This window comes from Variovorax sp. 01N429 (genome assembly GCF_056399425.1).
Map to the genome: position 1 here is coordinate 222,560 of NZ_JBFTRG010000008.1, position 12,593 is coordinate 235,152.

The 12,593-nt window shown below is 61.6% G+C and carries 15 protein-coding genes; 3 read left to right on the forward strand and 12 right to left on the reverse strand.

Annotated elements, in window-relative coordinates; genetic code table 11:
* Positions 1-383 precede the first annotated feature (383 nt).
* The 8 genes from fabF to AC1DSF_RS16690 form a co-directional block, all read right to left on the reverse strand.
* The gene (gene fabF, locus AC1DSF_RS16655; RefSeq protein WP_478127311.1) at positions 384-1,628 is read right to left on the reverse strand and encodes a beta-ketoacyl-ACP synthase II; all 1,245 of its coding nucleotides are present in this window, start codon (positions 1,626-1,628) and stop codon (positions 384-386) included.
* 95 nt (positions 1,629-1,723) lie between these two features.
* A complete protein-coding gene (gene acpP / locus AC1DSF_RS16660; protein ID WP_007830471.1) occupies positions 1,724-1,963 on the reverse strand; it encodes an acyl carrier protein in 240 nt (79 codons plus the stop codon).
* Between the two features lie 99 nt (positions 1,964-2,062).
* On the reverse strand, positions 2,063-2,806 hold the full coding sequence (gene fabG, locus AC1DSF_RS16665; RefSeq protein WP_478127312.1) for a 3-oxoacyl-ACP reductase FabG: 744 nt from the start codon (positions 2,804-2,806) through the stop codon (positions 2,063-2,065).
* Positions 2,807-2,821: 15 nt separating this feature from the next.
* On the reverse strand, positions 2,822-3,775 hold the full coding sequence (gene fabD / locus AC1DSF_RS16670) for an ACP S-malonyltransferase (protein ID WP_478127313.1): 954 nt from the start codon (positions 3,773-3,775) through the stop codon (positions 2,822-2,824).
* A 45-nt stretch (positions 3,776-3,820) separates the two neighbouring features.
* On the reverse strand, positions 3,821-4,798 hold the full coding sequence (locus AC1DSF_RS16675) for a beta-ketoacyl-ACP synthase III (RefSeq protein ID WP_478127314.1): 978 nt from the start codon (positions 4,796-4,798) through the stop codon (positions 3,821-3,823).
* Complete coding sequence (gene plsX, locus AC1DSF_RS16680) at positions 4,798-5,850, reverse strand: phosphate acyltransferase PlsX (protein WP_478127315.1); 1,053 nt, start codon at positions 5,848-5,850, stop codon at positions 4,798-4,800. Before plsX ends, AC1DSF_RS16675 begins: the two co-directional genes overlap by 1 nt.
* Before the next feature lie 95 nt (positions 5,851-5,945).
* Positions 5,946-6,128: a 50S ribosomal protein L32 gene (rpmF, locus tag AC1DSF_RS16685; RefSeq protein WP_028248601.1), complete on the reverse strand. Its 183-nt coding sequence runs from the start codon at positions 6,126-6,128 to the stop codon at positions 5,946-5,948.
* Between the two features lie 138 nt (positions 6,129-6,266).
* Positions 6,267-6,815 carry a YceD family protein gene (locus AC1DSF_RS16690; RefSeq protein ID WP_478127371.1) on the reverse strand — a complete coding sequence of 183 codons (549 nt, stop codon included), beginning with the start codon at positions 6,813-6,815 and terminating at the stop codon, positions 6,267-6,269.
* Positions 6,816-6,852: 37 nt separating this feature from the next.
* On the opposite strand from AC1DSF_RS16690, the gene AC1DSF_RS16695 reads away from it, so the two are divergent.
* The 3 genes from AC1DSF_RS16695 to AC1DSF_RS16705 are packed head-to-tail and all read left to right on the forward strand — an operon-like array spanning position 6,853 to position 9,354.
* On the forward strand, positions 6,853-7,434 hold the full coding sequence (locus tag AC1DSF_RS16695) for a Maf family protein (protein ID WP_478127372.1): 582 nt from the start codon (positions 6,853-6,855) through the stop codon (positions 7,432-7,434).
* A complete protein-coding gene (locus AC1DSF_RS16700) occupies positions 7,431-8,198 on the forward strand; it encodes an SAM-dependent methyltransferase (RefSeq protein ID WP_478127316.1) in 768 nt (255 codons plus the stop codon). Before AC1DSF_RS16695 ends, AC1DSF_RS16700 begins: the two co-directional genes overlap by 4 nt.
* Positions 8,199-8,214: 16 nt before the next feature.
* Positions 8,215-9,354 (forward strand): MFS transporter, encoded by a 1,140-nt coding sequence (locus AC1DSF_RS16705; RefSeq protein ID WP_478127317.1) that lies wholly within the window; start codon positions 8,215-8,217, stop codon positions 9,352-9,354.
* Between the two features lie 10 nt (positions 9,355-9,364).
* Here the strand turns inward: AC1DSF_RS16705 and AC1DSF_RS16710 are convergent, their stop codons facing one another.
* Genes AC1DSF_RS16710 through AC1DSF_RS16725 form a run of 4 tightly spaced genes read right to left on the reverse strand, consistent with a single transcriptional unit; the run spans position 9,365 to position 12,487 of the window.
* Positions 9,365-10,396 (reverse strand): S49 family peptidase, encoded by a 1,032-nt coding sequence (locus AC1DSF_RS16710; RefSeq protein WP_478145886.1) that lies wholly within the window; start codon positions 10,394-10,396, stop codon positions 9,365-9,367.
* 1 nt (position 10,397) lies between these two features.
* On the reverse strand, positions 10,398-10,763 hold the full coding sequence (locus AC1DSF_RS16715; RefSeq protein WP_478127318.1) for a Rieske (2Fe-2S) protein: 366 nt from the start codon (positions 10,761-10,763) through the stop codon (positions 10,398-10,400).
* Between the two features lie 10 nt (positions 10,764-10,773).
* Positions 10,774-11,442: an HAD-IIIA family hydrolase gene (locus AC1DSF_RS16720; protein WP_478127319.1), complete on the reverse strand. Its 669-nt coding sequence runs from the start codon at positions 11,440-11,442 to the stop codon at positions 10,774-10,776.
* Positions 11,435-12,487 carry an RluA family pseudouridine synthase gene (locus AC1DSF_RS16725; RefSeq protein ID WP_478127320.1) on the reverse strand — a complete coding sequence of 351 codons (1,053 nt, stop codon included), beginning with the start codon at positions 12,485-12,487 and terminating at the stop codon, positions 11,435-11,437. The genes AC1DSF_RS16720 and AC1DSF_RS16725 overlap by 8 nt, the downstream gene beginning before the upstream one ends.
* Positions 12,488-12,593: the final 106 nt, after the last annotated feature.

Genomic DNA, 12,593 nt, shown 5'->3' on the forward strand with positions numbered 1-12,593 from the left:
TGGCATTGCGGTCGAGCCAGATCCAGCGCCGCCTACGACCAGATTGAGACAAGCAGACCAGCAGCAGGAACTGGAGATCCAACGCCACGCTTGCCCGAGCCGTTTGAATCGGAGCTTCTCCTGACGCTGTCCAATGCTGCCCGTCAAAGATCAGATCAGCCGATGCCGAGTGACGGATGGCGCCAACCCATGCCATCATTCCCGCGCCAATGGCGGTCAACAGCAGAAGGCCCTCTCGCCACCCGGTGCTCGGCGTCCGCACGCAGGCAATCGAGACAGCGCAGACGCCAAGTCCCCACGAGATCAGCAGAATGCGCTCCGCATTGCGCGAGCGCCCCACCGGATAGCTCACCGAGGGGGCGCTGTGCATGAGTCGAACAGAATCAAACGCGCTTGAACACCAGCGTGCCGTTGGTGCCGCCAAATCCGAAATTGTTCTTGACCGCGACATCGATCTTGAGATCACGCGCTACATTCGCGCAGTAGTCGAGATCGCACTCCGGGTCTTGATTGAAGATGTTGATCGTCGGCGGGCTCTTTTGATGATGTAGCGCAAGAACCGTGAACACCGATTCGATGCCGCCGGCACCGCCTAGCAAGTGGCCGGTCATCGACTTGGTCGAATTGACGACGAGCTTTTTGGCGTGATCACCAAACGCATTCTTGATGGCGTTGGTTTCGTTCAAGTCGCCCAACGGGGTCGACGTTCCATGGGCGTTGATGTACTGCACCTGATCAGGGTTTACGCCAGCATTGGCCAGCGCCATTTCCATGGACCGCCGCGGACCGTCGACGTTCGGCGCAGTCATGTGAAAGGCGTCTCCGCTCATTCCGAAACCTGAGACTTCAGCGTAGATCTTGGCGCCTCGTGCCTTTGCGCGCTCATACTCTTCGAGCACGAGAACGCCAGCACCTTCGCCGAGTACAAAGCCATCGCGGTCCTTGTCCCACGGCCGAGACGCGGTGGACGGATCGTCATTCCGGGTGGACAGGGCTCTTGCCGCTGCAAATCCCCCCAATCCCAAGGGGGAAACCGTAGATTCGGAGCCGCCGGCAATCATCACATCGGCGTCGCCGTACTCGATCATGCGAGCGGACGTTCCGATTGCATGCAAGCCCGTCGTGCAGGCAGTAACGACAGCGATGTTGGGACCCTTGAATCCATATTGAATGGAGACGTGGCCGGAGATCATGTTGATGATGGACGCCGGCACGAAGAATGGAGACACACGGCGTGGGCCGCGGTTCACCAGTTCGGCGTGGGTGTCTTCAATCAACGGGAGCCCGCCGATGCCGGAGCCGATGTTGCATCCGATGCGCACCGCCTGCTCTTCCGGCAATGCATCACCGGTTGGCAAGCCGCTATCCTGCACTGCCTGCATTGCTGCGGCGAGCCCCAAATGGATGAAGCGGTCCATGTGGCGCGCTTCCTTCTCCGGGATGTACTGCTTGATGTCGAAACCCTTCACTTCGCCTGCAAACCTGCAGGAAAAAGCGCTCACATCGAACTTGGTAATGGTCTCGATGCCCGACTTCCCGGCCAAGAGATTGGCCCAGGATTCGGTGACGGTGTTTCCGACAGGAGCGAGGCAACCGAGCCCGGTCACGACGACGCGGCGTTTGGTCATGCCGGCAAACCTTTCTGGGAGCACTGAGACCGCTGCATGGCACGCGCGAGCATGGAAACTGCGGGGCCGAAGAAACGGAGACTCAGCTTGGCCGATCAGGCCTTTTGGTTCTTGGTGGCGTAGTCGACGGCGTTCTGGACCGTCGTGATCTTTTCGGCGTCTTCGTCCGGGATCTCGATGCCGAATTCGTCTTCGAGCGCCATCACGAGTTCGACCGTGTCGAGCGAGTCTGCACCGAGGTCGGCGACGAATGCCTTTTCATTGGTGACTTGGGACTCTTCAACGCCGAGTTGTTCGGCAATGATTTTCTTGACACGTGCTTCGATATCGCTCATTTTGTTCCCTCTGAGGGTTGTAGGTAAACGGTGGATTTTAGCCGGCCGTGTTGTGGCAATTGCCGCACAGCCGCTGGTGAAAAGTGTTGCGCCCGCAGCTTACATGTGCATGCCGCCATTCACGTGCAGTTCCTGCCCCGTGACGTAGCCGGCTTGCGGAGAGGCCATAAAGGCGACAGCATGCGCTATGTCGGCGGGCTTGCCCAAATGACCCAATGGAATCTGGGCGAGCAGCGCCTGCTGTTGCGCCTCCGGGAGACTGGCGGTCATATCGGTTTCGATGAAACCCGGAGCCACGCAATTGACGGTGATATTGCGGCTGCCGAGTTCGCGCGCCAAGGCTCGCGTCATTCCTGCAACGCCAGCCTTTGCAGCCGCATAGTTGGCTTGCCCCGCGTTGCCTGAAGCGCCGACCACGCTCGTGATATTGATAATTCGGCCATAGCGCTGCTTCATCATGGGCCGCATGACCGCACGCGAAAGGCGGAAAACGGCCTTCAGGTTGGTGTCCAGCACGGCATCCCAGTCAGCGTCCTTCAGCCTCATGGCGAGCGTGTCTCGGGTAATGCCGGCATTGTTGACCAGTACGTGGATGGCGCCGTAAACCTTGACGATCTCATCGATCAGCGCCTCGACCGCCGGGCCGTCGTTGACGTCCAGTGCACAGCCGCGGCCACCATGCGCGCTCAGCGCCGCAGTGATCTTGGCCGCACCTTCTTCGGTGGTGCCTGTGCCAATGACCTTGAGCCCGCGCTGCGCCAGTTCGGCCGCGATCGCGGCGCCGATTCCGCGCGACGCGCCGGTAACCAGCGCGACCTGTCCTTCGAATTTGGGTGTACTCATGAAAAACCTTCGGGCTCAAGCGCCGAGCAATTGCCGCGTTTCGGCGAGCGTCGCCGGGTCGTAGACCGATGCCGCCGAAATTTCGGGCTCGATTCGCTTTGCCATGCCCGCAAGCACCTTGCCTGGCCCGCACTCGACAATGACCTCCACGCCGCGTTCCTTCAAGGCACGCACAGTCTCGACCCATCGCACCGGGCCCGCTGCCTGACGCACCAAAGCATCGCGAATGAATTCGGGATCGGACGTCACGCTCACGTCGATGTTGTTGATCACCGGAATGCGCGGGGCCACAAGCACCACCGACGCCAGCCGCTCACGCAACGCCTCTGCGGCAGGTTTCATCAGGCTTGAATGAAAGGGCGCCGACACTGGCAAAGGAAGCGCCCGCTTTGCACCGCTCGCCTTCAATACCTCGCACGCCTTGTCGACGGCAGCCTTGCTGCCTGCAATCACGGTCTGCTGCGGATCATTGAAATTCACCGCTTCGACGACTTCTGCGCTGGCAGCCCCGAACGCTCGGGTCACCTCGGCGCAACCTGCCTTGACCTTCTCTGCATCCATGCCAAGGATGGCCGCCATTGCACCGACGCCGATGGGCACGGCCTGCTGCATCGCCTGAGCACGGAAGCGCACCAACGGTGCAGCTTCGGCCAACGTCAAGGCCCCTGACGCGACCAGTGCGGAGTATTCACCCAGCGAATGGCCAGCGACGACAGACGGCAGATCGCCGCCCTCTGCAATCCAGGCGCGCCACGCCGCCACTCCGGCGACCAGCATCACAGGCTGCGTGTTCGTCGTGAGGGCCAGCGACTCCTTCGGACCTTCGTTGATGAGACGGCCGATGTCCTGGTCGAGAGCGTCGGAAGCCTCACGCAAGGTTTCAGTCACTGCAGGGTGATCACCCCAAGCGTCGAGCATCCCAACAGCTTGGGAACCTTGCCCAGGGAAGACAAAAGCGAAAGTTTTCATTGTTCGTGGTGATTCAGCGGGGGCTCGGTCGGGGAAACCAGCTTGTCAATAGTTGAGCAACACCGCGCCCCATGTGAAACCGCCGCCAACGCCCTCGAGCATCAAGGTATCACCCTTCTTCACCTTGCCGCTTCGAACAGCATGGTCGAGCGCCAGCGGTATGGAGGCTGCCGAAGTATTGCCGTGCTCGTCAACGGTGACGATCAGCTTTTCACGAGGCAACTTCAGTTTCTTTGCTGTGCCTTCCATGATGCGGATGTTCGCCTGGTGCGGGATCAGCCAATCGATGTCGTTGTCCGACTTGCCGGCCTTCTGCAAGGCAGCGCGAGCCGCGTCTTCCAGCACGCGCACGGCGAGCTTGAAAACCGCTTGCCCGTCCATGTGAAGCAATGGCGTGCCCAGGACCGAGCCGCCCGACACATGACCCGGAACGCACAGGATGCCCACATGCTTGCCATCGGCGTGCAGATCGCTTGAAAGTATTCCCGGTTCGTCGCTGGCCTCGAGAATGACAGCCCCAGCGCCGTCGCCGAAGAGCACGCACGTGGTGCGATCGTTGAAATCAAGAATGCGAGAGAACACTTCCGCGCCGACGACGAGCGCACATTTGGCACTTCCCGTCCGAATCATCGCGTCTGCGACCGTCAACGCATACACAAATCCGCTGCATACCGCCTGAACGTCGAAGGCCGGACATCCGGCAATGCCCAACTTGTTCTGAAGAATGGCTGCCGAGGAAGGGAACACCATGTCGGGTGTGGAGGTCGCGACGATGATCAGGTCGATGTCCGCTGCACTGCGTCGGGCAGACTCCAGCGCATGCTTTGCGGCTTCCAGGGCCAGATCGCTGCTCGCCACGTCGGGAGCCGCGAAATGCCGAGCCCGGATACCGGTCCTCTCGATGATCCATTGGTCAGAAGTCTCGACGCCCCGGGTGGCCAGGTCTCTGGCGAGATCGTCGTTCGTGACACGGCGAGGTGGCAGGTAACTGCCAGTGCCTGTAATGCGGGAGAAAGGAGTCATCAATCGTGGAGCGCCGCGGCGGCGGCCGGCGCCGCCGAATTCTGACGCGCAAGCAATGGCGCGGCGTGGGCGATGCGAGCCCGCACGCGATCGAGCAGGTTGTTGCGAGCGGCATCATAAGCGCGATCAAGCGCGTGCCCGAAGGCCACTTCATCGGCAGAGCCATGGCTCTTGAAGACGAGGCCGCGCAGGCCGAGCAATGCTGCGCCGTTGTACCTGCGGTGGTCAAGCCGCTTTTTGAGCGCTTTTAGGACCGGATAGGACACGATCGCGGCAAATTTGCTGAATAGCCCATTGGTGTATTCGATCCGCAGAAAGTCCACGATCATCGAGGCAACGCCCTCGGTTGCCTTCAGCGTGACGTTGCCGACAAAGCCGTCGCAGACGACGATGTCGGTGGTCCCTTTGAAAATATCGTTGCCCTCCACGTTTCCGTAGAAGTTCAGATCCTGCGAGTTGGCAGCCTTGCGTAGCAGCTGACTAGCTCTTTTGATAGTTTCGCTGCCTTTAATGGCTTCTTCGCCAACATTGAGGAGCCCCACGGACGGGGCCTCGTTGCCAGTCAGCGCCGACACCAGCGCAGATCCCAACACCGCAAACTGCAGCAGATCTTCGGCGTCGCAGTCGACATTGGCACCGAGATCCAGCACTGTTGTTGCGCCGCCCTTGCTGTTGGGCAACTGCGGAGCAATCGCAGGGCGATCAATCCCGTCCAGTGTCTTCAGCAAGTACCTCGCGATCGCCATGAGAGCGCCCGTGTTCCCGGCAGAGATGGCGGCTTGCGCCACACCATCCTTGACTTGCTGGATGGCGACTCGCATGGACGAGTCTTTTTTCTTTCGCAGTGCCACCTCGACAGGATCGTCCATGCCGATCACTTCGCGAGCGGGAATCACCGTCGCCCGAGGGTGCGAAAAATTTGCAAGTGCGTCAGGCATTCCCACAAGAAGCAGCGATGCTTCCGAGTGACGCTCTAGAAATGCTCGACATGCCGGGAGGGTGACCCGCGGACCATGGTCGCCGCCCATGCAGTCAACAGCAAGCGTGATCACGGGCGACGCTGAAACGAGTGCAGGCGGTGTGGGCATCAAAACAAAGGCCCGACGCTACGGGAAAAGTAGCTTCGGGCCCTGGCCTTGAGTAGAAGTTAGGCTTCAGATTTGGTCTTGAGCACCTTGCGGCCGCGATAAAAACCGTTGGGGCTGATGTGGTGACGCAGATGCGTTTCGCCGGTGGTTGGCTCGACGGCAATGCCGGGCACGCCCAGCGCGTTGTGCGAACGATGCATGCCGCGCTTCGACGGCGACTTCTTGTTTTGCTGGACGGCCATACTGGCTCCTGGAAGTATTCGGGTGAGTTGGTGTGCATGCGGGGCGGCGATAACGCTTTGAAGCACTAGCGGCGGCGCGCGCGAAGCCCGTGAGTATAGCCCAACGCGACACCACACGCCAAATGGAAGTGTTGCGGCCTATTTTGTCTTGTCGGAACGCAATGCGCCAAGGGCAGCGAACGGGTTGGGCCGCTCTGCCTCTGCTGCCTCGAAGTCGGGGTCCACGGCGGAGAGTCGCATCGGCTCAGGACAAACCTCGTGCCGCGGCGTGACGGGGATTTCCATCAGAAGTTCGTCTTCAATGAGCTCGTGAAGGTTGAAGTCACGACTCGCCACGAGCACGTCCTCTTCCGCCTCCTCATCTTCCGCCGCGGCGGTCGCTTCGTCGGCGGCAAAACGAAACCAGCGGTCGATATGCAGCGTCACCTCGACAGGCGCAAGGCAACGTTGGCATACCAGCTGAACCCGAACTTCCGCGGTCAGGTGTAGCCACGGCACGTTGGCGCCTTCCGGCCCGTTGCGGGTCTGGCCGGCGGCTTCCCATCGAACGGTCAAATCGTCAGCGGGGGCCGCCAACTCGGCGCGCAGGCGTTCGTAGTTCTGGAGGGGCTCGTTTGCGGAAAGGACTGCAGCAGATGCGGCGAAGCCATTCACGTCGAGCCGGCTGGGGGCAAATTCTCTCGTCATCCGCGCCAGTCTAAACCGCTCGCGCACAATCATGACCATGCAACGCCAAGTGATTCTTGCCTCGACATCGCGCTATCGCCGGGAACTCATGCTCCGACTGCGCCTGCCTTTTGACATTCAGGCGCCTGAAGTTGATGAAACTGCAATGGAAAGCGAAACGCCAGCCGCGCTCGCCGATCGACTGGCACTCGAAAAAGCAAAAGCGGTCGCGCGCCTTTTCCCCGAAGCGATCGTGATTGGATCCGACCAAGTGGCCGACCTGCACGGCGAGCCCCTTGGAAAACCTGGGGACCACGCACGTGCTACAGCCCAATTGCGGCGAATGCGCGGCCAAACCCTGATCTTTCAGACGGCAGTCGCGGTTGTTTGCCAAAGCACCAGCTTCACCCAGCGCGACCTTGCGCCGGTAAAGGTAACTTTTCGCGACTTGAGTGACGCAGCCATCGAGGCTTACTTGAACGCGGAGCAACCCTACGACTGCGCCGGTAGTGCTAAGAGTGAAGGCTTGGGCATCGCATTGCTCGATGCCATCGAAAGCGATGATCCAACCGCCCTCATCGGCCTGCCGCTGATTCGAACAGCCAGGATGCTGCGCGCGGCAGGAGTCGACCTGCTGTGAATATCGAGGCCTACGGAAAGCTGTACCTCGTGCCGGCACCGCTGGACTTCGGGTGTGACGAGCAACTGGATCTTCAAGCCACAGTGCCACGTGGCACCCTACAAGCGGCCGCCCAGATCACGCACTGGATCTGCGAGAACGCGAAGTCGGCTCGGGCCTACCTCAAGCGGATCGACGCCATCTTGCCGCTCGCGGCCCCGCTCCAAGCTCTGCAGATCCAGGAATTGCCGCGCGAAGTGCACAAGAAAGGCGACCACGGCGGCCAGTTCGATGCCGGCCCTCTTCTTTCCGCTGCGCTCGAAGGGCACGACGTCGGCCTGCTCAGCGAAGCAGGCATGCCCGCCGTCGCGGATCCGGGATCGTCCGTAGCGAGGGCAGCGCATGAGCTGGGCATCGCGGTCGTTCCGCTGACCGGTCCTGTATCTCTGCTGCTCGCGCTGGCAGCGAGCGGGCTCAATGGTCAGAACTTCGCTTTTGTTGGGTATCTCCCGCAGGACACCGAGGCGCGAATCCGGCGCATACGCGAGCTCGAAGCGCTTGCCCTGAAGACCGGCCAGACGCAGCTTTTCATCGAAACCCCCTATCGCAATGCCGTGATGCTGCAGGCGTTGACGCAGACGCTCCAGCACAACACCCGCCTGGCCGTCGCGAGCGGGCTCACCCTGGGGTCTTCGCACGTTCGCAGCGAAACGGTCAAAGCCTGGCGCGCGCGTCCTCGGCTGGCGGAAGAGCGTGCGCCGGCGGTATTCGCCATCGGCCGCTGACCACCCCGCCGACGCCATGACGGTCGTTTCCGCAAGCATGCGCTGGGCTTCGCGAGCGCAGTTCTTCTGTTCAGGATTTGTCTTTGCGACGTGGGGAGTCCACATCCCCACCGTGAAAGCGCACTACGGCGTCGATGAAGCGCAATTGGGGCTCGCGCTGCTCGCGGCAGGAGTGGGGGCGCTCCTGGGCCTGACGCAGGCGAGTCGATGGATCGGCCGCTACGGCGCGGCTCGTGTGGCGGGCGTTTGCGGTTCGATATATGCGCTGCTGCTGGCAGGTTTGTTGATCGCGCCAGGCTATGCCGCGCTGCTCGTCCTACTCGCTGCATTCGGTATCGCCACGAGCGTCTTCGACGTGGCAATCAATACCGAGGCAGCGCAACTCGAGCTTCGAGGCGGCAAACCGTTGATGAGCGGCATGCACGGCATGTTCAGCCTCGGCGGCATGGTTGGCGCTACCACGGGCAGTGCGGCCATTGCAGCGGGGATGGCCGCGCACCACCATCTGTTGCTCGTCGCGGCGGCGATGGCGCTCACCGTCTCACTGTCCGCGCGGCGGATGCTCCCGAAAGAGGCAACGGCGTCCGCCAGCGCGGCCGAAGGCTTCCGGATGCCTCGCGGCACTCTCGCGGTACTCGGGGTGCTGGCGGCGCTCGGACTGATTGCCGAAGGCGCCATTTACGACTGGAGCGTCCTCTATCTTCAGCAGGAATTGGGCAGCCCGCAGCAGCAAGCCGCCCTCGCCTATGCGAGTTTTTCCGCGGCAATGGCTCTGACCCGCTTCGGCGGCGATGCCCTGCGCGCGCGCTTTGCGCCGGACGTGCTCCTGCGCGGCAGCGCGCTGCTCGCCGCCTTGTCGATGACGCTGGTGCTGATCACGGACACGCCCTGGATGGCCCTGATCGGATTCGCAGGTGTTGGCGTCGGCTTCGCCAATGTGGTGCCGATTCTTTTTGCGGCCGCTGCGCGCGTGCCGGACGTCGATCCGGCACAAGGCATCGCCGCGGTATCGGCCGTGGCCTACCTCGGCTTCATGTCAGGGCCGCCGGTGATCGGCTTCCTTGCGCAGCTCAGCAGTCTGACGGCCGCGCTGTACGTCGTGGTGGTCTTTGCCGCCGGACTCGCCGCGTCGGCGCGCCGCGCCAATTCAGAGTAGCCCGCTCAATTCAGCGCAAAGCAGGCGCGGCGTGCAGGGCTCGCACCGAGGCGTCGCCGAGGGCTGCACCAAATTTCTTCGCAAGCTTCTCGGCGACGTTGTCGCGACGCGTGTAGTCGATGACTTCTTCAGCTTTGATCACCTCGCGGGCCACATAGTCGACATTGCCGAGCTGATCGGCGAGCCCTAGTTCGATCGCCTGCTGGCCACTCCAGAACAGACCGCTGAACAAGCCGGGAGTGTCCAATTTGAGCCGATTGCCGCGGCCGGTCTTGACCACGTCGATGAACTGCGCGTGGATCTGATCCAGCATTTGCTGCGCGTGCGCACGCTGGGCGTCATTCATCGGGCTGAATGGATCCAGGAAGCCCTTGTTTTCGCCCGCGGTCAGAAGCCTGCGTTCCACGCCGACCTTGTCCATGAGGCCGGTAAATCCGAAACCGTCCATCAGCACACCGATGCTTCCGACAATGCTGGCCTTGTCGACGAAAACCTTGTCGGTTGCGGCGGCAATGTAGTAAGCGGCGGAAGCACAGGTCTCCTCGACAACGGCGTAGATCGGCTTTTTGTACTTGGCGCGCATACGCTTGATTTCGTCGTTGATGATGCCGGCCTGCACCGGACTGCCGCCGGGCGAGTTGATCAGCAGCACAATGCCCTTTGCGCCGTCGTCTTCGAACGCCGTCTTCATAGCCGCGACCACGAATTCAGCGCTCGCATCCGCGCCCGCCGCGATTTCGCCCTTGATTTCAACCACAGCGGTATGCGCGGTCGTCTTGGCGGCTGTTGGCGTCGCGCGCGAAACGGCAAACCACGCCAGGAAGATGAAGAACGCCAGCCACGCGAGCCGAACGAATATCTTCCAACGGCGGCTGGCTCGTTGTTCGCGCAAGGCAGCAAAGGCCAGCTTTTCAAGGGTCGCGCGCTCCCAGCCGGCTTGCTGCGTCGGGTCGTTCTTTGACATGATCGTTGGGTTAGGGCCGGGCGCAGTGCGCTCGAGAGGCTCGAAACCCTCGGGCTCCTTGCGGGTGGAATCTGTCATTTCAGAAGACGAGAGGTTGGAGGTTCCAGTCAGTATGCCAGTGGACAACGCCGTCATGCTCGCTCAACGCGATCTTCACCAGCCCGCCACGGCAAGGGCCCCCGGCACATTCCCCTGTGTCGGGCTTGTAGACGGCACCATGGGTTGCGCACAGCAGCCACTGCCCGGAGTCGTCGAAAAAGCGATCGGGCTGGAAGTCCAACTCCATCGCGACGTGGCTGCAGCGGTTCAGAAAGGCATATGGCCGGCCTTCGAATCGGATCGCAAAGGCGCGGCATGCTTGCCCGCCATGCACCACATCGAACGGCACGCCACGCCCGCCCTCGACCAGATCAGCGGCATTGCAAAGAGGAATGCACTCGCTCATGCGCGAATTGTCACGCGTTCCCAAGAAGCCAGTCGGTCAAACCAGAGACTGAATGCGCCACATGCAGCGGAGACAAGGCGTCGAACTCATGGGGTTTGTGGGCTCCGTAGCTGACGCCGACACTCGCACAGCCGGCGTTGATCGCGAGTTGCAGATCGTGCGTGGTGTCCCCGATCATGAGGGTTCGTTCGGGGCACGCATCGAGCTCTTCCATCAGTTCGAGCAACATCCGGGGATGCGGCTTTCCGAAGGTCTCGTCGGCCGTGCGAGAAGCATCGAACCGATCGCGCAAAGCAACTGTAGCCAGCGCCTCATTCAGTCCGCGGCGCGATTTGCCGGTTGCGACGGCGAGCATGTAGCCGCGCGCCCGAAGCGCATCGAGCATCGGCAGAACGCCGTCGAACAACACAAGATCGTCCTGATGCTGAAGATAGTGATAACGATAGCGCGCACCCAGTTCGGCGTACTTTTCCTTCGGTACGTCCGGGGCGGCTCGAGCGAGCGCTTCGGCAAGGCCGAGGCCGATCACCCAGGCGGCGTCGTTTTCGCTCGGCTTGGCACCGCCGACGTCGACCACCGCCGCCTGAATGCACCGAACGATGAGGCGGGTCGAGTCGTAAAGTGTCCCGTCCCAGTCAAAAGCAATCAGATCGAAACGGCGTGGGCGGCTATCAGTCATGTGGAATCGTCGAGGAATGGGTCGCGAGCACTTCAAGTGCAGCTTGGGGCATCAACGCGTGCAGTTCAGGCGGCAGATTGGCCCGAAGCTCCATGCGTTCATTGGTCGCTGGATGGGTGAATTGCAAGAGCCACGCATGCAGAAACATGCGTTTGAGGCCGATTTTCTGGAGGGCTCGATTGCGCTCGAAATCGCCGTATTTGTCGTCGCCCGCGATCGCGTGACCTGCCGATGCAAGATGCACTCGGATCTGGTGCGTTCTGCCAGTCTTGATGGTGACCGACAGCAGTGATACAGGCGCAGTGTCTCCCTTCAGGGTGAAGCTGGAAAGCACCTTCACCAAGGTGACCGCCCGCATGGCGTCCGGGTGGTCCTTGGCGACGACCCGCACGCGCCGCTCTCCTGCATCAGAGGTGCCGTCAGCACCCGGCAACAAATACTTGGCAAGGGACGCGTCAAGTACCTTCTTGTTGGCCGGCCAACTTCCTTCGACCAGCGCGAGATAGGTCTTGCCGGTCTCGCGCTCGCGGAACTGGTTTTGCAGCGCGGTCAATGCGCTGCGCTTCTTGGCGACCAGGAGGATGCCCGACGTTTCCCGGTCGAGCCGATGCACGAGTTCCAGAAATCGGGCGGCAGGCCGCGCCCTGCGCAATTGCTCGATGACCCCAAAGCTCACGCCGCTGCCGCCATGAACCGCCACGCCCGCAGGCTTGTCGATGGCGACCAACGCATCGTCTTCATGGATCACAGGGAATTCACGGGCGGGCGCTGGCGCAGATGCGCCCTCCTCTGACCGAGGTGATACGCGGACCGGAGGAAGACGCAAGACGTCACCGGAGGCCAGGCGAGTCTCGGCCTGCACGCGCCCCTTGTTGATGCGCACCTCTCCCGACCGGATGATCCGGTAGACGTGGGTCTTCGGTACGCCCTTAAGTTGGCGGAAAAGGAAGTTATCCAACCGCTGCCCGGCAGACTCTTCGTCGACCGTCAGAAAGCGAACTTCGGTCGCCGCGGGGCTCGGCTTCGCACCTATAATGTTTTTCACCAGCGCGGCCATGTAAGTGCTTGATTAATCAGAAGTTTAGAGCACTGCAAGCGGCGCTGTGAGGTCGATGCCGCTTTGATGTCGAGTTCGCAAGCCACGCGCAAAC